The sequence below is a fragment of the Stappia stellulata genome (assembly GCF_020176715.1).
Taxonomy (GTDB): domain Bacteria; phylum Pseudomonadota; class Alphaproteobacteria; order Rhizobiales; family Stappiaceae; genus Stappia.
This window is the reverse complement of the sequence record NZ_JAIVMF010000016.1, coordinates 92,230-111,889: the sequence shown is the minus strand read 5'-3', so window position 1 is coordinate 111,889 and position 19,660 is coordinate 92,230. Positions and strand designations below refer to the sequence as shown.

General features: G+C 67.0%; 19 protein-coding genes. 5 read left to right on the top strand and 14 right to left on the bottom strand.

Annotated elements, in window-relative coordinates:
- Nucleotides 1-290, bottom strand: a 290-nt coding sequence (locus tag LC092_RS17040; protein WP_224808514.1) for a hypothetical protein, incomplete at its 3' end; no start/stop codon positions are given.
- Nucleotides 291-786: 496 nt separating this feature from the next.
- Between LC092_RS17040 and LC092_RS17035 the strand changes: the two genes are divergently transcribed.
- Nucleotides 787-2,685, top strand: a complete 1,899-nt coding sequence (locus LC092_RS17035) for a M23 family metallopeptidase (RefSeq protein WP_224808512.1) — start codon at nt 787-789, stop codon at nt 2,683-2,685.
- A gap of 145 nt (nt 2,686-2,830) precedes the next feature.
- On the opposite strand, the gene clpB is transcribed toward LC092_RS17035, so the two are convergent.
- The 6 genes from clpB to LC092_RS17005 form a co-directional block, all read right to left on the bottom strand.
- The gene (clpB, locus tag LC092_RS17030) at nt 2,831-5,428 is read right to left on the bottom strand and encodes an ATP-dependent chaperone ClpB (RefSeq protein ID WP_224808510.1); all 2,598 of its coding nucleotides are present in this window, start codon (nt 5,426-5,428) and stop codon (nt 2,831-2,833) included.
- A 255-nt stretch (nt 5,429-5,683) separates the two neighbouring features.
- Complete coding sequence (locus tag LC092_RS17025) at nt 5,684-6,547, bottom strand: DUF4167 domain-containing protein (RefSeq protein WP_224808509.1); 864 nt, start codon at nt 6,545-6,547, stop codon at nt 5,684-5,686.
- Between the two features lie 416 nt (nt 6,548-6,963).
- Complete coding sequence (prmC, locus tag LC092_RS17020; protein ID WP_224808508.1) at nt 6,964-7,857, bottom strand: peptide chain release factor N(5)-glutamine methyltransferase; 894 nt, start codon at nt 7,855-7,857, stop codon at nt 6,964-6,966.
- Nucleotides 7,854-8,927 carry a peptide chain release factor 1 gene (prfA, locus tag LC092_RS17015; RefSeq protein ID WP_224808507.1) on the bottom strand — a complete coding sequence of 358 codons (1,074 nt, stop codon included), beginning with the start codon at nt 8,925-8,927 and terminating at the stop codon, nt 7,854-7,856. Before prfA ends, prmC begins: the two co-directional genes overlap by 4 nt.
- Nucleotides 8,928-9,011: 84 nt before the next feature.
- Nucleotides 9,012-11,279 carry a phosphoenolpyruvate--protein phosphotransferase gene (gene ptsP, locus LC092_RS17010; RefSeq protein WP_224808506.1) on the bottom strand — a complete coding sequence of 756 codons (2,268 nt, stop codon included), beginning with the start codon at nt 11,277-11,279 and terminating at the stop codon, nt 9,012-9,014.
- 93 nt (nt 11,280-11,372) lie between these two features.
- A complete protein-coding gene (locus LC092_RS17005) occupies nt 11,373-12,623 on the bottom strand; it encodes an aspartate kinase (protein ID WP_224808505.1) in 1,251 nt (416 codons plus the stop codon).
- A gap of 164 nt (nt 12,624-12,787) precedes the next feature.
- On the opposite strand from LC092_RS17005, the gene ubiG reads away from it, so the two are divergent.
- Nucleotides 12,788-13,564: a bifunctional 2-polyprenyl-6-hydroxyphenol methylase/3-demethylubiquinol 3-O-methyltransferase UbiG gene (ubiG, locus tag LC092_RS17000; RefSeq protein ID WP_224808504.1), complete on the top strand. Its 777-nt coding sequence runs from the start codon at nt 12,788-12,790 to the stop codon at nt 13,562-13,564.
- A gap of 8 nt (nt 13,565-13,572) precedes the next feature.
- A complete protein-coding gene (locus LC092_RS16995) occupies nt 13,573-14,265 on the top strand; it encodes an alpha/beta fold hydrolase (protein ID WP_224808503.1) in 693 nt (230 codons plus the stop codon).
- Between the two features lie 29 nt (nt 14,266-14,294).
- Here LC092_RS16995 and LC092_RS16990 read toward each other — a convergent pair whose 3' ends face one another.
- The gene (locus LC092_RS16990; RefSeq protein WP_224808502.1) at nt 14,295-14,651 is read right to left on the bottom strand and encodes a DUF1428 domain-containing protein; all 357 of its coding nucleotides are present in this window, start codon (nt 14,649-14,651) and stop codon (nt 14,295-14,297) included.
- A 137-nt stretch (nt 14,652-14,788) separates the two neighbouring features.
- Here LC092_RS16990 and LC092_RS16985 point away from each other — a divergent pair, with 137 nt between their 5' ends.
- The gene (locus LC092_RS16985; protein ID WP_224808500.1) at nt 14,789-15,229 is read left to right on the top strand and encodes a MarR family winged helix-turn-helix transcriptional regulator; all 441 of its coding nucleotides are present in this window, start codon (nt 14,789-14,791) and stop codon (nt 15,227-15,229) included.
- Between the two features lie 16 nt (nt 15,230-15,245).
- On the opposite strand, the gene LC092_RS16980 is transcribed toward LC092_RS16985, so the two are convergent.
- The 4 genes from LC092_RS16980 to LC092_RS16965 form a co-directional block, all read right to left on the bottom strand.
- A complete protein-coding gene (locus LC092_RS16980) occupies nt 15,246-15,752 on the bottom strand; it encodes a DUF1178 family protein (RefSeq protein WP_224808498.1) in 507 nt (168 codons plus the stop codon).
- Nucleotides 15,749-16,603, bottom strand: coding sequence for a carbon-nitrogen hydrolase family protein (locus LC092_RS16975; protein ID WP_224808497.1), 855 nt, complete (start codon nt 16,601-16,603; stop codon nt 15,749-15,751). The genes LC092_RS16980 and LC092_RS16975 overlap by 4 nt, the downstream gene beginning before the upstream one ends.
- 31 nt (nt 16,604-16,634) lie before the next feature.
- Entirely contained in the window at nt 16,635-16,889 is a 255-nt protein-coding gene (gene grxC / locus LC092_RS16970; RefSeq protein ID WP_224808496.1) for a glutaredoxin 3, read from the bottom strand.
- Nucleotides 16,890-17,004: 115 nt separating this feature from the next.
- On the bottom strand, nt 17,005-17,844 hold the full coding sequence (locus tag LC092_RS16965; protein WP_224808495.1) for a ComF family protein: 840 nt from the start codon (nt 17,842-17,844) through the stop codon (nt 17,005-17,007).
- Between the two features lie 185 nt (nt 17,845-18,029).
- Between LC092_RS16965 and LC092_RS16960 the strand changes: the two genes are divergently transcribed.
- Nucleotides 18,030-18,953 carry a methyltransferase domain-containing protein gene (locus tag LC092_RS16960; protein WP_224808494.1) on the top strand — a complete coding sequence of 308 codons (924 nt, stop codon included), beginning with the start codon at nt 18,030-18,032 and terminating at the stop codon, nt 18,951-18,953.
- Nucleotides 18,954-18,973: 20 nt separating this feature from the next.
- On the opposite strand, the gene LC092_RS16955 is transcribed toward LC092_RS16960, so the two are convergent.
- A complete protein-coding gene (locus tag LC092_RS16955; protein WP_224808493.1) occupies nt 18,974-19,189 on the bottom strand; it encodes a Flp family type IVb pilin in 216 nt (71 codons plus the stop codon).
- A gap of 54 nt (nt 19,190-19,243) precedes the next feature.
- Nucleotides 19,244-19,642, bottom strand: a complete 399-nt coding sequence (mutT, locus tag LC092_RS16950) for an 8-oxo-dGTP diphosphatase MutT (RefSeq protein ID WP_224808492.1) — start codon at nt 19,640-19,642, stop codon at nt 19,244-19,246.
- Nucleotides 19,643-19,660 lie beyond the last annotated feature (18 nt).

Genomic DNA, 19,660 nt, shown 5'->3' with positions numbered 1-19,660 from the left:
CCAAACCCCGGCGCCGCCGTCGTTGTTGGACGTATATAGTCACCACCAACTCCAACCGTCAAGCGACTTCCCGAAAAAAAATCCAAACTCCAAAAAATCACCCAATCCACAAACACCAAACTGGGGAAAACAAAACCCCGAAACAACAAATCCATCAAACAAATCAACAAACTAACAATCCACAGACGCAAAATACCCAAACCAAAATCATACAAATCAACCCCAACGCAAACCAGCAAAAGGCCGGTTTCGCCGGCGCAACCGCGCTCCTCCTGCAATCTCCCTGTCATGAAATCCAGCCAGTTTTGCGCCCCTCGTTCCCTCCCCTCCTCTCTTGCCTTCCTCTCTTCCGGCCGAGGCCGCATCCATGCGAACGGGATCGCATCCTCGCGGTCCGACGCCCTGTCGGGGTCTTGAGAGCGGAACCAAATCCGATTGCGAGGCCGGATCTCCGCCTTACGCGGGCGCGCGCCATAAATACGCCGAATTGCTCCTGTCCACCGGGACGCCTATGGTAAGCCCGCGCGCGGATGCGATCCCGCTCGGGCGCAGGCTTCGCCGCAGCCGGAAACGACCCGCCGTGTCGCGGCTTTGCAGGACATCGCGATCCGCCGGCGGATCGATATCGCGACAGCGGCGATTTGCGGCGGTCTGAAGACAAGACGGTTTGACGGTGCCCCGGTCGGGCGGGGCGCCAGGAAAGAATGGATTGAGCAAGGCATCATGCAGCAAAGCGGAAGGCATATCGATCGCGACGGCGTTGATCTCGGGGATGAACCGCCGCTCATGGTCTATGACGAACGTGCGCAGCTTCCGGATCGGCGGCGGGTCAGCATTCGCTGGCTGACCGGCTCCGTCCTGACGGGCCTGACCTCGGTCACCCTGATGGGCGGGGCCTTGTTCGCCGCCCTCGACGGCCAGTATCAGGTCTCGGCCGCGCCGGTGCGCGGCGATGACGGCATCGCCTCGCCCGGGACCATCGGCCGTGGGTCGGCCAAGGGCGACCGGGTGATCCGCGCGGCGGCGCAATATTCCACTCGCCAGGTGATCCCTGTCTCCACCGTGCACAGGGTCGGCGACCGCGACCATATCAAGGTACGCCCCTTCGCCCTTGTCACCGCGACGCTTGCGACCCGCGCGTCGCGCGAGACGGCCGCCGACATTCCGCCGTTCAACCCGATCAAGCTTTTCTCCGACAACAACGTCCTTCCAGAACGCGCCGTCAGCGATGCCGTCTACGATGCGCGGGTGGAGGGCGAAGTCTCGATCAGCGTCAGCGACTTTCCCGTCGACAACCCGCTGGCGATCACCAACGCCGGACTTCAGGATGTCGAGATCGAGCAGATCGTGCGCCAGTCGGCGCGCTTCCTGTCGGGAAATGCCATCGACAGCGTGGCCGGACCGGTGATCGATCCGGGCCGCTTCGACTTCAACCTGGCGCAGCAGCCCGAATTGTCCCGGCTCAATGTGCGGATCACGCCGGAAAACGTGTCTTTCGTCTCCAAGAGCGACACGACGGATGCCTTCGCCGGCATGGAAGAAAAGATCATCCCGATTTCGGGAGAGCGGACCTTCCGCGAGGTGCTTCTGGAAAACGCCGCGGGCGAGGAAGAGGCCGACGCGATCATCGAAGCTTTCGAGCGCGAGTTCAACATCGCCGGCGTCGACACCGGACAGCGCATCCGCCTGGCGATGGCGCCGAGCGCAGCCGCCGCCGAAAGCATGGTGCCGCAGCGCATCAGCCTCTACACCGACACCGATCACCAGGCGACGGTCGCACGCTCCGACACCGGCGAGTTCGTCGCCGCCGAGGCTCCCGATACCTTCCTGCCGGACGCGTTCGCCGAGGCCGACCGGGTCGGCTATGCCGGCACCACGCCGACGCTTTACGACAGTCTCTATCAAACGGCGCTGGAACAGAACGTCGAGAAGGACCTGATCTCCGATCTGGTGCGGATCTTCTCCTTCGACGTGGATTTCAAGTCGCGGGTGAAGCCGGGCGATTCCTTCGAGGTCTTCTACGGCCTCCAGCAGGACGATGCCGACGTGCCGGCGGAAATCCTCTACACCGCGCTGACCAACCGCAGCACCACCCGCCGCTTCTACCGCTTCCGCACGCCGGACGACGGGGTTGTCGATTTCTACGACGAGACCGGCAAGAGCGCGAAGAAGTTCCTGATGCGCAAGCCGCTGTCGGGCGGGCGCTACCGCTCGGGCTTCGGCATGCGCAAGCATCCCATCGTCGGCACGATGCGCATGCACAACGGCGTCGACTGGTCGGCGCAGCGCGGCACGCCGATCATGGCCGCCGGCGCCGGCGTGATCAGCCGGGCGAAATGGGTCTCCGGCTACGGCCGCCGCATCGAGATCCAGCACGCCAACGGCTACACCACGACCTACAGCCACCAGACGAATTTCGCCAACGGCATTCGCGAAGGCATGCGCGTGCGCCAGGGTCAGGTCATCGGCTATGTCGGCTCCACCGGCCTGTCGACCGGCCCGCATCTGCACTATGAGGTCAAGGTGAACGGCCGCTTCGTCAACCCGATGCGCATCCGCCTGCCGCGCGGCCGCGTGCTGGAAGGCGAGATCCTCGAGGCCTTCAACCGCGAGCGCGACCGCATCGACACGCTGGTCGAACGCGCCGCCGGCCCCTCGCGCGTCGCCTCGCTCGAGCGCCCCTGACAGCAGAGCAGCCCGCGCCCACACACCCGCGTCGATCACGACCGGCAGCAAACGAAAAAGGCCCCGGACGGACTGTCCGGGGCCTTTTCCATTTTGAGGGACGGCGGCTGTCGCCGTGCCGCGGTCCAGGCTGCGGCGGCTCGCGTCAGGCCGCCTCGCTCTGCGTGCCGGCCACCTCGAACAGCAGCCGGTCGCTTCCGGCACTCACCCGCACCGACTGACCGTCGGCGACCTTGCCGGCGAGGATCAGCTCGGCGAGCGGATCCTGCACCTCGCGCTGGATCACCCGCTTCAGCGGACGCGCGCCATAGGCCGGGTCGTAGCCCTTGTCGGCGAGCCAGATGCGAGCGTCCTCGTCGAGGGTCAGCTCGATCTTGCGGTCGCCGAGCAGCCGCTCCAGCCGGTTCAGCTGGATGTCGACGATCGCCGCCATCTGGTTGCGCTGCAGCCGGTGGAACAGGATCTGGTCGTCCAGCCGGTTGAGGAATTCGGGGCGGAAATGCGCCCGCACCACCGACATCACCTGATCGCGCACCATCGAGGAATCCTCGCCCTCGGCCTGGGCGGTGAGGAACTCCGAACCCAGGTTCGAGGTCATCACGATCAGCGTGTTGCGGAAGTCGACCGTGCGGCCCTGACCGTCGGTCAGGCGACCGTCGTCCAGCACCTGCAGCAGCACGTTGAACACATCCGAATGTGCCTTCTCGATCTCGTCGAAGAGAACGACCTGATAGGGCCGCCGGCGAACCGCCTCGGTCAGCGCACCGCCCTCCTCGTAACCGACATAGCCCGGAGGCGCGCCGATCAGGCGGGCGACGGAGTGCTTCTCCATGTATTCCGACATGTCGAGGCGCACCATCGCGGTCTCGTCGTCGAACAGGAACTCCGCCAGCGCCTTGGTCAGTTCGGTCTTGCCGACACCGGTCGGGCCGAGGAACAGGAACGAGCCGATCGGCCGGTTCGGGTCCTGCAGGCCGGCGCGGGCACGCCGCACCGCGGTGGACACCGCATGCACCGCCTCCTGCTGGCCGATCACCCGGCGGGCGATCTCGTCTTCCATGCGCAGAAGCTTCTCGCGCTCGCCCTGCAGCATCTTGTCGACCGGAATACCGGTCCAGCGCGACACGATATGGGCGATGTGGTCGGTGGTGACCGCCTCTTCGACCATGTCGCCGCCCTGGTCCTGGCCTTCCGCCTCGGCGATGGCCTTTTCCAGATCGGGAATGACGCCATAGGCAAGCTCGCCCGCCCGGCCGAGATCGCCCTGGCGCTGTGCCCGTTCCAGATCGCTGCGCGCCTGGTCGAGCTGCTCCTTGAGCTTCTGCTCGGACGAGAGCTTCTGCTTTTCCGCCTGCCAGCGGGCAGACAGCGCCGAGGCCTCTTCCTCAAGATCCGCCAACTCGCCCTCGAGCTTGTCGAGCCGGTCCTTGGCCGCGGCATCCGTCTCCTTCTTGAGCGCTTCACGCTCGATCTTGAGCTGGATGATCCGACGGTCGAGCTCGTCGAGCTCCTCCGGCTTGCTGTCGACCTGCATCCTGAGCCGGCTCGCCGCCTCGTCCATCAGGTCGATGGCCTTGTCGGGCAGGAACCGGTCGGTGATATAGCGGTTGGACAGCGTCGCGGCCGCGACCACCGCGCTGTCGGTGATGCGCACGCCGTGGTGCAGCTCGTATTTCTCCTTGATGCCGCGCAGGATCGAGATGGTGTCTTCGACCGTCGGCTCGGAGACGAACACGGGCTGGAACCGGCGGGCAAGGGCCGCGTCCTTTTCGACATGCTTGCGGTATTCGTCGAGCGTGGTCGCGCCGACGCAATGCAGCTCGCCGCGCGCGAGCGCGGGCTTCAAGAGGTTGGACGCATCCATCGCGCCATCCGCCTTGCCGGCCCCGACCAGCGTGTGCATCTCGTCGATGAACAGCACGATGCCGCCGGCCGCCGCCTGCACCTCCGACAGAACCGCCTTCAGCCGCTCCTCGAACTCGCCGCGATACTTCGCGCCGGCGATCAGTGAGCCCATGTCGAGCGCCAGAAGCTTCTTGTCCTTCAGGCTCTCCGGCACGTCGCCGTTGACGATCCGAAGCGCGAGACCTTCCGCGATCGCCGTCTTGCCGACGCCGGGTTCGCCGATCAGCACGGGGTTGTTCTTGGTGCGGCGCGACAGGACCTGAATGGTGCGGCGGATCTCGTCGTCGCGGCCGATGACCGGATCGAGCTTGCCGTCGCGCGCTGCCTGGGTCAGGTCGCGGGCATATTTCTTCAAGGCGTCATACTGGCTTTCCGCCGAGGCGCTGTCGGCCGTGCGGCCCTGGCGCAGGGCGTTGATCGCCTCGTTCAGGCTCGCCGGCGTGACGCCGGCAGCGGCCAGTGCCTTGCCGGCCTCGCTCTCCTTGCTCATGGCAAGCGCGAGCAGCAGCCGCTCCACCGTGACAAAGGAATCGCCCGCCTTGTCGGCGATCTTCTCTGCCTGGTCGAAGAGCTGCGCCAGCGCCGGCGCCAGATAAAGCTGACCCGAGCCGCCCGACACTTTGGCAATGCCGGCAAGCGCCTTCTCATTGGCAAGGACGGCATCCTTGACGCGCCCGCCTGCGCGCTCGATCAGACCGGCGGCCATGCCTTCCGGGTCGTCGAGCAACACCTTCAACAGGTGTTCCGGCGAAAATTGCTGATGGGACTGGCCGATCGCATAGGTCTGCGCCGACTGCACGAATCCCCGCGCGCGTTCCGTGTATTTCTCGAAATTCATCTGTCACCTCCAGATCAGGCCATCCCCCGAAGCAGGACGCCTTTACGGATTGCGGGCCCTCATCCGGCACCCGCGCGGCCGGTCCAGGCCGCTCACAGGATATAGTGTGGCATTTCGATCACAAAAGAGGGAAAGCCCGTAGAGCAACAAAAAAGGAGCACGCGTCGCCGCGTGCTCCTGGTCAGTGGCAGTTGACGGCCCGTCGGGCAACGCCTGGATCGCTCGAGACCGGATCAAGACCGGTCCGCTATCTCCTTAGGCGTCGTTGGTCGCGGGCGTCTCGCTCTTTTCGTCCGTTGCGGCCGCCTTGGGCGTGCGGGCACGCGGCGTCCGGCGGGCACGCGGCTTGGGTTTCGCCTCCGGCTCGCCGGCGTCTCCGCCGGCGGCATCGTCGGCGCCATTGGCGGCCGGCGCATCGTCCTGATCGCTGTCCTTTGCACCGGCGTCGTCGCCCGTGCCGGGGGTGCGGGCCTTGCGCAGGCCGCGTCCCCGCGTTCCGCGCGTGCGGCGCCGGCCACGATCGTCGTCGTCGTCGCTGCTGTCGCCGTTGTCCTCGTCCTTCGCCTTTGCGGTCGCAGGGCCGTCGCCGGCCCCCGCGCTCTTGGCATTCAGAACGGGCATGTTGTCGACGAAGGGTTGGGGCGCATCCAGCGGCATCACCGACTTGGCCCCGTCATCCGACTTGGCCGCGTCACGGTCGCCGCGGTCGCTGCGCTCGTTGCGCTCGCCCCGATCCCCGCGCTCGCCGCGATCACCCCGGTCACCACGATCGCGACGCTCCTGGCGATCCTGACGCTCGGCGCGTTCGGTTTGCGCCTCCGCCTCGTCTTCGGCCTCGTCGCCGCGCGGAAGCACCACAGGCTGCTGCATGCTCTGCTGGGCAGAGGCGATGATGCGCAGATAGTGCTCGGCGTGCTGATAGTAATTTTCCGAGATCACCCGGTCGCCGGCAGCGGCGGCATCGCGCGCAAGCTGCTGGTATTTTTCGGCGACATGGTGGGCGGTGCCGCGGATCTTCACGTCGGGTCCATTGGACTCATACGTCCGCGAAAGCGGATTGGGACCCTTGCGGCCGCCACGGCCACGGATGCGCTTGTTGTTCTGATTTCCTGGTCTCATTCTGCCGTTTTCTCTCACGAACGGCGATCGACAACGGCCGATCAACAGTCCGGTCCGACACGGACCGGCGCCATGAAACGCAACGAGACTAAGTCGGTGTTGCGCGATCCATGCAGGTCCTTCGCTCGCGAGCAGGGCGACGCGTCAGCGCCGGCCTCTCCGGTAGTCTGGAAGAAGTCACCTGAACAGACCTATGCCAAGTCGCCCTGGGACCCGAAGGTCCTCGGCGCATCGTCTCCGACGGTGGTTCCCCGTCGCGCAATGCAGGTTCTGGCTGGAACGAAAAGTCTCTCAAAAACTTGTCGAACTGCCTACCCGTGGATAAAAGCACCACCCCCGTCGGGTCTCGGCGCTCAGAAACTAGCCGGTTCCGCCGGGTTTTCCAAGCGTCTTTTTCACGCGGGAAAAATCTGGTGTCATTTTGCAACCCTATGCCCGCCGACAACGCGGTCGCGCCCGCCAAGGTCTTGAAAGACGGCGGTCTCTTCAAGTCCGCCCGCTTCCAGGATCCGACACACGGATGACGCCTGGGTCGCGCCGATCTCGACCATCACCGCCCCGCCGCAAACGAGAAGGCGCGCCGCCTCGGCGGCGATTCGCCGATAGGCGGCCAGCCCGTTGTCCTCGGCAAAGAGTGCCAGCGGCGGATCGAACAGGCGCACCTCGCGCGAAAGCGTCGCGGTTTCCTCCACCGCGATATAGGGCGGATTGCTGACCAGCAGGTCGAAGCCCGGGGCGAGCGCATCGGCGAAATCCCCGTACACCGCATGGAACCGGTCGCCGACACCGTTGCGAAGGGCATTCTCCCGCGCGGTGGCAAGTGCGGCCTCGCTCAGATCGACCGCGACGGCGACAGCCTTCGGCAGCTCGCTCAACAACGCGACCGCGATCGCCCCCGTTCCCGTGCCGATATCGGCGAACCGCCAGTCCCGCTCGCGTCCGCCGCGCGCATCGCACCACGCCAGCGCCTGCGCGACGAGGGTTTCCGTGTCCGGACGCGGCTCCAGCGTCTCCGGCGACAGGGCGAAGGTCAGCCCCCAGAACTCGCGCTCCCCCAGAATGCGGCCGACCGGCTCTCCGGCGAGCCGCTGGGCCATCATGTCCGCAGCGAGCGCCGCCTCCTGCGGCGAGACCGGCCGCTCCGGATCGAGCACGACCCGGTCGACCTCGACCCCGGCGGCACGGGCGGCGAGGAGGCGCGCATCGAGCGCGGCCGTTTCCAGCCCGGCCGCGCGGAACGCTTTGCGCAACCGGGTCGCGAGCCGGCCGAGCGTCTCCGGCGCATCGCCCGGTGCCGCGCCCTGGGTCACAGGCCCTCGGCCGCGAGCAGATTGGCCTGATAATCGAGGACAAGCGCGTCGATGACCTCGCCGAGCGCCTCGCCGCTGACGATTTCGGGAAGCTTGTAGAGCGTCAGGCCGATGCGGTGGTCGGTCACCCGTCCTTGCGGGAAATTATAGGTGCGGATGCGCTCCGAGCGGTCGCCGGAGCCGACCTGCAGCCGGCGGGCCTCGGTGCGTTCCTCGGCAAGGCGCGCGCGTTCGGCATCGAAGATGCGCGCGCGCAGGAGCTGCATCGCCTTGGCCTTGTTCTTGTGCTGGGAGCGCTCGTCCTGCACGCCGACGACGATGCCGGTCGGAATATGGGTGATGCGCACGGCGGAATCGGTGGTGTTGACGTGCTGGCCGCCCGCACCCGAGGCCCGGAAGGTGTCGATCCGAAGATCCGACTCCTGAATGGTGACGTCGACATCCTCCGCCTGCGGCAGCACCGCGACCGTCGCGGCCGAGGTGTGGATGCGCCCGCCCGATTCCGTGTCGGGCACCCGCTGCACCCGGTGGACGCCGGATTCGAACTTCAGCCGGGCGAAGACATTCTGGCCCGAGACCGAGGCGATCACCTCCTTGAAGCCGCCGACCTCGCCCTCGCTCGCCGACAGGATCTCCATCTTCCAGCCGTTGAGCTGGGCGAAGCGCTGGTACATGCGAAACAGGTCGCCGGCAAAGAGTGCTGCCTCGTCTCCGCCGGTACCGGCCCGCACCTCGAGGATGACGTTGCGGCTGTCGGCGGAATCGCGCGGCAGGAAACCGAGGCGCACGTCTTGGCTCAGCGTCTCGATCCGCTCGACAAGCGTCTCGCGTTCGGCTTCCGCCAGCGCCTTCATGTCCTTGTCGCCGCCCGCGTCCGCGATCATCGCCTCGACGTCGTCAAGCTCGCCTTCCGCCTCCTGCAGCGCGCGGACCTTCTTTGCCAGCGGTTCCAGTTCGGCATAGTCGCGCGACAGTTTGACATAGGTGTCCGGATCCGGGTTTTGCGTCATCCCGTGTTCGATCTCGGCAACGCGCGCCAGCAGCGCTTCGAGTTTTTCCGCCGCAATCATGGCGTGGGGGCATCCTTTGAGGTGAGAAGGGAGGAGCCGGCGCGACCGGCAGGCGCGATCCGGCAAGGCGAGAGAGCCGTCTCGCTACAACGGAATGTCGTTTTCAGCGGCAAAGGCGCGCAGCAGCGCGCGCGGATCCTCAAGCGCGCCGGGCGTTTCCAGCCGGGGCAGCAGCCGCGCCGACAGCCGGCCGACGTCGAGGCCGCGCACCATCGCCTTCACCGGCCCCAGCGCCGCCGCCGACATCGACAGGGCGCGGTAGCCGATGGCGGCGAGCGCCATCGCCTGCAACGGCTGGCCGGCGATCTCGCCGCACAGCGTCACCGGCGTGTTGTGGGCGTTGGCGCGCTCCGCAATCTGGCGCAGCGCCCTGAGGAACGGCACGCCCATCGTGTCGAACCGCGCGGCGACCCGCGTGTTGCCGCGATCGACGGCGGAGAAGAACTGGAACAGGTCGTTGGAGCCGATGGAGGCGAAATCGACCGCATCGAACAGCTCGTCAAGCTGATAGAGCAGCGACGGCACCTCGATCATCACGCCGAGCTGCAGGCGTTCCGGCCCCTTGTGGTCGTGGCGGCGCAGATGCTTGATCTCGCGCTCCACCATCGCCTTGGCCTGGTGGAACTCCGACACCGCCGACACCATCGGAAACATGATGCGCAATTCGCGGCCCGCGGACGCATGCAGCAGCGCACGGATCTGGGTGCGCAGGATGCCCGGACGGTCAAGGCCGAAGCGGATCGCCCGCCAGCCCATCGCCGGGTTCTCCTCCTGGATCGCGCGCAGGTAGGGCAGCACCTTGTCGCCGCCGATATCGAGCGTGCGGAAGGTCACGGGGCGCCCGTCCGCCGCGTCGAGCACCTGACGGTAGTAGTCGGTCTGCTCGCTCATGCGCGGAAACGACGAGGCCACCATGAACTGCAGCTCGGTGCGGAAAAGGCCGACGCCGGCCGCGCCCGATTCGGACACCGCCGGCAGGTCGACCAGAAGGCCGGCATTGAGCTGCAGCGAGATGTCGACATTGTCGCGGGTGATCGAGGGCTTGTTGCGCAGCCGCCGGTATTGCGCCTGACGGCGGGCACGGAAGCGTACCTTTTCCGCATAGGCGTTTTCGATATCCTGCGCCGGGCGCAGGTGGATCTGGCCGCTCTCGCCGTCGACGATCACCGCGTCGCCCGATTCGGCGAGGCTGACGAGGTTTTCCGCAAGGCCCACGGCGGCGATGCCCAGCGCCCGCGCCACGATGGTGACATGGCTGGTCGGGCCGCCCTCCTCCAGCGCGATGGCGCGGATGCGGTCGCGGCCGTAGTCGAGCAGCTCCGCCGCGCCCATGTTGCGCGCCACGATGACGGCATCCTGCGGCAGGCTTTCCGACACGGGCCCGTGCTGGCGGCCCATGAGTTCGCGGATCAGCCGGTGCGCCAGGTCGTCGAGATCGTGCAGCCGTTCGCGCAAGTAAGGATCGGTCTGGCGCATCATTCGCGCGCGGGTATCGGACTGGACCTTCTCCACCGCCGCCTCGGCGGTCAGGCCGTTGTTGATCGCCTCCTCGATCTTGCGGATCCAGCCGCGATCATTGGCAAACATCCGGTAGGCTTCCAGCACCTCGCGGTGCTCGCCGTGCTGGGCGAAATCGCCGGAGGCAAGCAGGTCGTCGAGCGAAATGCGCAGCCGGGCGATGGCGCGCTCCAGCTTTTCAAGCTCGGCGGAGGCATCCTCGGCGATCAGGTTGGTGACGACGACCCTGGGTTCGTGCAGCACCACATGACCGAGCCCGACGCCGTCGGAGAGCGCCACGCCCTGGAAATGCATCGGCCGGGTCAGGTCGAGCTTGGTGCCCTGCTGGACGATGGCTTCCAGTTCGCCGGCGGCGACCATTTCCGCGATCACCATCGCGGTGGTCTGCAGCGCCTCGACCTCATCCTCGAAATAGGTCCGGTGCGACTGATTCTGCACCACCAGCACGCCAAGCGTCCGCCCGGCGCGCAGGATCGGTACGCCGAGGAACGAATTATAGGCATCCTCTCCCGTCTCCGGCCGATAGGCGAAGGCGGGATGGGCCTGGGCGTTGGGAAGATTGAGCGGCCGCGCGTCGGCGGCGATCAGGCCGACGAGACCCTCGCCGACCTTCAGGCTGGTCTTGTGCACCGCGTCGCGGTTGAGACCCTCGGTCGCATAGAGCTCGAGCACGCCGTCGGCACGCAGGATATAGACGGAGCAGACCTCGGCCACCACATTGGCCGCGATCAGGACTACGATCTTGTCGAGCCGTTCCTGAGCGTTGATCGGCTCCGCCATCACTTCACGGAGACGACGCAGCAGAACACGGGGGCCGGCGAGAGTGCTCCGCATCACCCGTCTAGTCCTTTCCGCATGGTCCGAACGGGCGACGAAACCGAACCGGTCAGCGCGCCCCGCGGGACCGCCGGGCCGGCAACCGTTCGCTTACCCGTCCAGATCGTATAGCGAATGGAGAGTCCGCACCGCAAGCTCGGTGTAGGCGGAATCGATGAGAACGGAGATCTTGATCTCCGAGGTGGTGATCGCGCGGATGTTGATCCCCTTCTGCGCGAGTCCCTCGAAACAGCGCGCCGCGATGCCCGCGTGGCTGCGCATGCCGATGCCGATGACCGAGACCTTCACCACGTCGCGCGCGCCCTCGATCGCCTCGTAGCCGATCGTGCCGCGCTGCTTTTCCAGCACAGAAAAGGCGCGGTCGTAATCGCTTTCGGGCACCGTGAAGGTGATGTCCGTGGTGCGCCCGTCGGGCGAGATGTTCTGGACGATCATGTCCACGTTGATGTTGGCATCGGCGAGCGATCCGAACACCGCGCTGGCGACGCCGGGCTTGTCGTCGACGTTGCGGATGGAGACCTGCGCCTCGTCCCTTGCAAAGGCAATCCCGGTCACGACTTGCTGTTCCACGATTTCATCCTCGTCGCAAATGAGAGTTCCAGGCGGCAGGCCGCCCGCGCCGACTTGCGGCGCATCCGGGTCGTCGAAGCTGGAGCGCACGAAGGTGCGCACGCCATGCACCATGGCCATTTCAACGGAGCGCACCTGCAGCACCTTGGCGCCGAGCGAGGCCATCTCCAACATTTCCTCAAAGGCGATGCGTTCCAGCCGGCGCGCCTTGGGCACGATCCTGGGATCAGTGGTATAGACCCCGTCGACGTCGGTGTAGATGTCGCAGCGATCCGCGCCGATCGCCGCCGCGATCGCCACCGCGCTGGTGTCCGACCCGCCGCGCCCGAGCGTCGCGATCCTATTGTCGGGCGCAACGCCCTGGAAGCCGGCGACCACGGCGACCTGCCCCTTCTCGAGGCGTTCGACCAGCCGCTCGCCGTCGATGTCGGTGATGCGCGCGGCGCCGTGCTGGGAATCCGTCTTCAGCGCGATCTGCCAGCCCTGCCAGGAGCGGGCCTCCACGCCCATGTCCTGCAGCACGATGGCAAGCAATCCGCTGGTGACCTGTTCACCGGAGGAGACCACCGCGTCGTATTCGCGCGCGTCGTGCATCGCCGACGCCTCGCGGCACAGGCCGACCAGCTTGTTGGTCTCGCCCGACATCGCCGAAACCACGACGGCCACCTGGTGACCGGCGTCGACTTCGCGTTTCACATGGCGCGCCGCATTGCGGATGCGCTCCAGATTGGCGACGGATGTTCCGCCGAACTTCAAAACCAGTCGGGCCATGGCACACGTATGACACTGCGAGCGTGAAAGGGGCCGCATCGGCGGGACTGCCGGGCGGATCGGCGCATAGCCATACAGACTGCGACGCCCCACCGCAACTGCCACGCTTGACAAAGCGCCTGCGACCATCGACCAAACCAGAACCAAGCGAAAGGGATCCCACGATGAGCGCCGCACATACCTCCAAAGGCACCTCCACCGGCACGGTCGACGATGCCGAGGTCGCCCGTTTTTCCGCGCTTGCGGCGGAATGGTGGAACCCGGCCGGCAAGTTCCGGCCGCTGCACAAGTTCAACCCCGTCCGCCTCACCTACATCAAGGAGCAGGTCTCGGCCCATTTCGGCCGCGACGACCGCTCCGCCGACGCCTTCAAGGGGCTGTCGATCCTCGACATCGGTTGCGGCGGCGGGCTGCTGTGCGAGCCGATGGCGCGGCTCGGCGCCAATGTGGTCGGCGCCGATGCCTCCGCCACCAACATCGAGGTGGCAAAGCTTCACGCCGAAACCTCCGGCCTCGACATCGACTACCGCGCCACCACGGCCGAAGACCTCGCCGCCGCGGGTGAAAAATACGACGTCGTGCTCAACATGGAGGTCGTCGAGCACGTCTCCGACGTGCCGCTTTATTTGGATGCCTGCGCGCAACTGGTGAAGCCCGGCGGGCTGATGTTCATGGCAACGATCAACCGCACGCTCAAGGCCTATGCACTCGCCATCGTCGGCGCGGAATACGTGCTGCGCTGGCTGCCCAAGGGCACGCACAGCTACGAGAAGCTGGTGAAGCCGGAGGAGCTGGAAGGCCCGCTGACCGCCGCCGGCCTGAGCGTGCGCGACCGCTGCGGCGTGACCTTCAATCCGCTCGCCGACAGCTGGAACCGCTCGTCCGACATGAACGTGAACTACATGATGCTGTTTTCCCGCGACGCGGACCGGGCGGAGTAGAGGCGGCGATGAGCAGCACGCCTCTGGTCCTCGTTCCGGGCCTCCTGTGCACGGACGCCCTGTTTGGCCCGCAGGTCTCGGCACTCGCCGGCCGGGCGGTGATGATCGCCGACCACCGCTCGGACGCGTCGCTTGACGCCATCGCCCAGCGACTTCTGGACACGGCGCCGGAGCGGTTCGCTCTCGCCGGACTGTCGATGGGCGGCTATGTGGCGATGGCAGTGATGCGCAAGGCGCCGCAGCGCGTCACGCGGCTGATGCTGCTCGACACCACCGCCCGCCCCGACACCCCGGAACAAACGGAAAACCGCCGCCGGCAGATGGCGCTTGCCGACGCCGGGCGGTTCGACCAGATCCTGCCCGCGCTGTTTCCGCTGTTCGTGCATGAAAGCCGCGAGCACGACCCCGCCCTCAGGGCGATCTGCACGCGCATGGCGGAAGACGTCGGCGCTGAAGCCTTCATCCGCCAGCAGGAGGCGATCCTGGCGCGGCCAGACGCACGCCCGGACCTTGGCCGCATCGCCTGCCCGACCACCATCGTCGTCGGCGAGGGCGACCGGCTCACGCCGCCGGACCGGGCCCGCGAAATGCACGCGCTGATCCCGGACAGCCGGCTCGAGGTGGTCGCCGACGCCGGGCATCTTCCGACCCTGGAAACGCCCGACGCGATCACCCGCATCATGCGCGACTGGCTGGCCTGACACGCCTGCGACGAAAGCGGCGCCGGCCCTCAGGCCCGCGTATCGACCATGACCTCGAAGCCGCCGAAGATCATGCGCTTGCCGTCGAAGGGCATTTCGCCGATTTCGGCCATGCGCGGATCGCTCATCATCTTCTCGAACACGATGTCCCGGACCTCGCGGGAGGGAAATTCGATCCAGCTGAAGACAACGACCTCGTCCTTTTCCGCCTTCACGGCGCCGAAGAAATCCGTCGTCTCGCCCTTTGGCACGTCGTCGCCCCAGCAATCCGTCACGCGCGTGGCGCCGAACTCGATGAAAAGCTTTGCCGCCGCAGCCGCATGGGCGCGAAACGCCTCCTTGTTCGCAGCCGGCACGGCCGCGATCATTCCAGTCACATAACTCACGGCATTTCCTCCTCGTGAAACGCACCCGACCGCGTCCCGTCGCCTGTGGCGCAAGCGCGAACGACGGAGCCAACTCGGATGCGGGCAAGCAGCAATCCTTGCTTGCCTATTTGAGTTGATATCAACATGATTACACCATGTCGAGACGGCTGGCTTTCAACGCGACACTCCAAGTGCGCGACACCTGCCTGTGCCTGCATGTCCAGCGCGCCGGCCGCGCGCTGGCGCGCCACTACGACGAGGCGCTTCGCCCCTTCGGCCTGACCAACGGGCAATTTTCCCTGCTGATGTCGCTGAACCGGCCCGAGCCGCCGACCTTCGCGCCCGTTGCCGAGATCCTCGCGATGGACCGCACGACGCTGACCGCCGCCCTCAAGCCGCTGCAGCGTCGGGGGTTGGTGCGCATCGAACCGCATCCGAAGGACCGGCGAGCCAGGTGCCTGATCCTCACCGACGACGGGCACGCCGCGCTAATCGCCGCCCTGCCCGCCTGGCATGAGGCCCAGGCACGGGTCGACCGGCTGCTTGCGCCGGCGGACCCTCAGGCCCTGCGCGATGCGTTGAAACGGCTGTCGTGACGAAACGGCGAGGAGATCAGTTGCGGTCTTCGGGAAGCACCGGCAGGGGCAGCACCGGAATGCCTTCCTCGATCAGGTCCGCCGCTTCCTCGCGCGTTGCCGCACCGTAGATGCCGCGCTCCTCGGCCTCGCCGTAGTGGATCTTGCGCGCCTCTTCCGGGAAGGCCGATCCGACGTTCTCGCCCTTGGCCATGAGTTCCGCGCGAAGCGCCCTGAGCTTGTCGAGGATTTCCGCCGCGCGACCGCTCGCCTCAGCGGCGATCGGCCCGGTCGCGACGGGCCCGGCGGGCGCATCGGGCACCGCGGCCTCGACGGGAGCAGGCACCGGCGCCGGCAGCGCCCGGCCTTCGCGCGAGCGCGCGGTGGAGACGGCCGGCGCCATTAGCGCCTTTTCGACATGGGTCGACCCGCAGGCCGGACAGGCCACCAGATCGCGCGCCCTTTGCGCCTCGAAATCGTCGGAGCCGCGAAACCACGCCTCGAAGGCGTGTCCGTCGGTACAGCGCAGCTGATAGCGGATCATCGCGCGCCCTCGGTGAGCGCGCCCACCTCGCGCAGCGTGAAGGGGCGGGCATTGGCAAGCGCGGGAATGCGCCCGCGCGCCGCAGCGACCTGGGAGAGATCGAGCTCGGCCAGCGCATAGCCCGGCGCGTCGTGATCGATCTCGGCCAGGATTTCGCCCCAGGGCGCGACGATCAGGCTGTGGCCGTAGGTCTCGCGCCCGTCCTCGTGTTTTCCGCCCTGCGCGGCGGAGACGATAAAGGATCCGGTCTCGATGGCCCGCGCCCGCTGCAGGATATGCCAATGCGCCTCGCCGGTCTGGCGGGTGAAGGCGGCCGGCGCGCTCAGGACCCCGGCGCCGGCCACGGCAAGCGCGCGAAACAGCGCGGGAAAGCGGATGTCGTAGCACACGCCCATGCCGAGCTTGACGTCGCCAAGATCGACCGTCACCGCCTCCTCGCCCGGCCGATAGGTCGCGGATTCGCGCCAGCTCTCGCCATTGGGGAGATCGACGTCGAACATGTGGATCTTGTCGTAGCGCGCCATCAACTGCCCGTCGGGCCCGAACACCAGCCCGCGATTGGCAACGCTTTCCGCGCCGGTGCGGATGGCGAGCGAGCCGATGTGCAAAAAGACGCCAAGCTCCGCGGCGAGCCGCGCGAAGGCCGCAACGCCCGCGTCCGCCTCCTCGGTCGCGATCTTGGAAAACAGGTCCTTGCGGCTCTTTTCCAGAAGATGCGTCATTTCCGGCGTCTGGATGTAGCGGGCGCCGTCGCGCGCCGCCGCGCGGATCAGCGCGCTCGTCTCCTCGATGTTGCGGGCGATGTCGCGCCCGCTGCGCGTCTGGATCACGGCTGCGCAAAGATGGGTCATCCGCTGTCCTTCCCGCTCGTCGAGGCCTGCGTCAGGCCGACAGCAGCGCGTCGAGCTTGCCGGCGCGTTCCAGCGCCATCAGCTCGTCGCAACCGCCGACATGGATGTCGTTGATGAAGATCTGCGGAAACGTCGAGGCGCCATTGGCGCGCTGGATCATCTCCTTGCGCAGCCCCGGATCAAAGGTCGCGTCGAGTTCGCGGAACGCGACCTCTTTCTTCTGCAGAAGGCTCTTCGCCATCGTGCAGAACCCGCACATCTGCCGGGTGTACACTTCAACCGCCATGTCGCAGCCTTCCTGAGCTTTGGTGTCCTTGTGGGGGCCGCGCGACTGCGGCCCCGGTCGGGATATATCGAGCATTGGCAGCGCTGTGCAAGGGCCAGCATCCCGCGCCGGCGCGCTAGCCAAGCGGCCGGTCGGCCCCCGCGTGGGCGAAGACCAGCACGTCCACCCCCGCCGCCCCGGCCTTCATCAGCGCGCGCGCCGCCGCATTGGCCGTCGCCCCCGTGGTGTGCACGTCGTCGACCAGCACGCAGCGCCGCCCGGCGATCCTGAGCGCGCCTTGCGAAGAGACCGCAAAGGCGCCGCGCACGTTCTTTGCCCGCGCGCTCGCATCCAGCCCGACCTGCCGGCGGGTGGCGCGCACGCGGCCAAGCCCGTCCGCGCAGATCTCGACGTTTCCGTTGGCGCGGGCGATCTCGCGCGCCAGAAGTCCCGCCTGATTGTAGCGGCGCGACCAGTTGCGAAGACGATGCAGGGGAACGGGCACCAGCAGCGGCGGACCGTTGTCGGCATCCTCAACGCACAGCAACTCGCTTCCGGCGCGCGCCATCCAGCGCCCCATCGCGCGCGAAACCGACGGGCGGTCGTGGTATTTCAGCCGCGCGACCAGCGCCCGCGCCGGCCCGCTGTAGGCGCTGACCGCGCGCAGCCGGTCATAGACCGGCGGTCTGGCGATCGCCTGCGGCGACACCGCGCCGGGCCCAAGATCATAGGCGAAGGGAACGCCGAGGCGCTGGCACCAGGGCGGTGCGAGAAACGGCATTTCGTGCCAGCACTTGAAACAGAGCGCCTGGTCGCTGGCGACCAGCCGGTCGCAGCACAGGCATGTCGGCGGCAGGGCGAGATCGTTTGCCGCGTGAAACAGCCGGACCGCCCCTTGCACCAGACGCATCACCGGCGAGACGCGCGCCGGAGCCGGGCCGCCGGTCTCCCCGCCGCAAGAACCGCTCGCCGACATGCCGGCCTGTCGCTCCACTGCGCGCCCTGCCCCGTTCACGACCGCAGCCCGCGCGTTGACGCGGGAGCGGCTTCCGTGTTTTGACGAAGCCGCGCGGCCTCGCCATATCAAAGCCTATCACGAACACGCCCGCACGCACGCCCGTTCGCACAGCCTTGCGGGCCCCAACACGACGGAACACCGCCATGCCGACCCCGCCGCCTGTGCCTGCCCCGGATGCCGCCCCGCGCGTCTTCGACCGCGCCCTCCTGGCACGGCGCCGGGCCCGCGCGCTGGCACGGCGCGCGCCGGGCGCCGATTTCCTGCTCGCCCATGCGGTGGAGGATCTGGCCGACCGGCTCGCCATCGTCACCCGCGCCTTTCCCGTCGCGGTCGATCTCGGCGGCCATACCGGCCGGCTGCACGAGGTGCTGCGGCGCATGCCGGGTGTCGAACAGGCGCTTCGCGTCGACATCCTGACGCAGGACCGAAAGGTCTCCGGCGCGCATCTCGTCGCCGACGACGCGCTGATCCCCTTTGCCGATGCGAGCCTCGATCTCGTCGTCTCCGCGCTGTCGTTGCACTTCGTCAACGACCTGCCCGGCGCACTGATCCAGATCCGCCGCGCGCTGAAGCCCGACGGACTGTTTCTGGCAGCACTTCTCGGCGGCGACACATTGCATGAACTGAAGGACGTCTTGATGCGCGCGGAGCTGGAAACCACCGGTGGCGCGGCACCGCGTGTCGCGCCTTTCGCCGACACCCGCGCCCTCGGCGCGCTGCTGCAGCGCGCGGGCTTTGCGCTGCCCGTCGCCGACGTCGACCGGGTTACGGTGCGCTACGACAACCTTTTGGCGCTGCTGGCGGATCTGAGGGCCATGGGGGCGGCCAACATGCTGAGCGAGCGGAGCCGCACACCTCTGGCCCGCGCGACGCTGATGCGCGCGGCCGAACTCTATGCGTCCGATCACGCCGACGCGGACGGACGCATCCGCGCCACCTTCGACATCGTGTCGCTGTCAGGCTGGGCGCCGCACGAAAGCCAGCAGAAACCGCTGGCGCCGGGATCGGCGAAAATGCGCCTGTCGGATGCGCTGGAGGCGCTCGATCAGCGTCAGGACAAAACCTAGAGTTTAGACTGCGGCCTGCGTCACATCGCGGCGGCGGCGGCGACGATCACGCTGAACACATCCTCGTCGATGACCCGGCCGATGGCCGTGAGCGAGGTGATGATCGCGAAGGAAATGAACCCGACCATCATCGTGTATTCGATCGCCGTCGACCCGGCCTCGTCGCGCGCGAACCGGTCGAACAGCACGGCAACCCGGTCGCTGCCGTCGCGAAGGCTTTTGGAAATGGCGGTCATCTGGCGCGTCCCGTTGTTGTTTCGGCACGGCCGTTCCTGCGTGGGAGGAACCCCTCAGGCGAGGTCGATCAGATGCGGGATCAGGGGCTCGTCGGCGGGCGGCATCGGATAATCCCGAAGCCGCACCGGCTTTACCCATTTGATCGCCTGACCCTCCCGGCCTGCAACCGTGCCCGACCATCGTCGGCACACGTAAAGTGGCATCAGCAGGTGAAATTCCTCATAAGCGTGACTGGCAAAAGTTAACGGCGCAAGGCACTCTTTCTTAACCGTAATTCCCAGTTCTTCGTCCAATTCGCGAATGAGCGCGTCCTCCGGGCGCTCGCCCGGATCGAGCTTTCCGCCGGGAAATTCCCACAATCCCGCCATCGCCTTTCCCTCCGGGCGCTGCGCGATCAAAACCCGGTTGTCGGCATCGAGCAGCGCGCAGGCCACGACCAGAACCATTTTCATCCAGGACCCCGTCTCGTT

Coding starts and splice junctions, on each gene's coding strand:
- clpB (WP_224808510.1), bottom strand. CDS start 5,428: ATGAATTTCGAGAAATACACGGAACGCGCGCGGGGATTCGTGCAGTCG.
- prfA (WP_224808507.1), bottom strand. CDS start 8,927: ATGATTGCGGCGGAAAAACTCGAAGCGCTGCTGGCGCGCGTTGCCGAG.
- LC092_RS17005 (WP_224808505.1), bottom strand. CDS start 12,623: ATGGCCCGACTGGTTTTGAAGTTCGGCGGAACATCCGTCGCCAATCTG.
- LC092_RS16955 (WP_224808493.1), bottom strand. CDS start 19,189: ATGACCGCCATTTCCAAAAGCCTTCGCGACGGCAGCGACCGGGTTGCC.
- LC092_RS17035 (WP_224808512.1), top strand. CDS start 787: ATGGTCTATGACGAACGTGCGCAGCTTCCGGATCGGCGGCGGGTCAGC.
- ptsP (WP_224808506.1), bottom strand. CDS start 11,279: ATGCGGAGCACTCTCGCCGGCCCCCGTGTTCTGCTGCGTCGTCTCCGT.
- LC092_RS16985 (WP_224808500.1), top strand. CDS start 14,789: ATGTCGAGACGGCTGGCTTTCAACGCGACACTCCAAGTGCGCGACACC.
- ubiG (WP_224808504.1), top strand. CDS start 12,788: ATGAGCGCCGCACATACCTCCAAAGGCACCTCCACCGGCACGGTCGAC.
- LC092_RS17025 (WP_224808509.1), bottom strand. CDS start 6,547: ATGAGACCAGGAAATCAGAACAACAAGCGCATCCGTGGCCGTGGCGGC.
- LC092_RS16965 (WP_224808495.1), bottom strand. CDS start 17,844: ATGTCGGCGAGCGGTTCTTGCGGCGGGGAGACCGGCGGCCCGGCTCCG.
- LC092_RS16980 (WP_224808498.1), bottom strand. CDS start 15,752: ATGATCCGCTATCAGCTGCGCTGTACCGACGGACACGCCTTCGAGGCG.
- LC092_RS16975 (WP_224808497.1), bottom strand. CDS start 16,603: ATGACCCATCTTTGCGCAGCCGTGATCCAGACGCGCAGCGGGCGCGAC.
- grxC (WP_224808496.1), bottom strand. CDS start 16,889: ATGGCGGTTGAAGTGTACACCCGGCAGATGTGCGGGTTCTGCACGATG.
- LC092_RS16995 (WP_224808503.1), top strand. CDS start 13,573: ATGAGCAGCACGCCTCTGGTCCTCGTTCCGGGCCTCCTGTGCACGGAC.
- mutT (WP_224808492.1), bottom strand. CDS start 19,642: ATGAAAATGGTTCTGGTCGTGGCCTGCGCGCTGCTCGATGCCGACAAC.
- LC092_RS16960 (WP_224808494.1), top strand. CDS start 18,030: ATGCCGACCCCGCCGCCTGTGCCTGCCCCGGATGCCGCCCCGCGCGTC.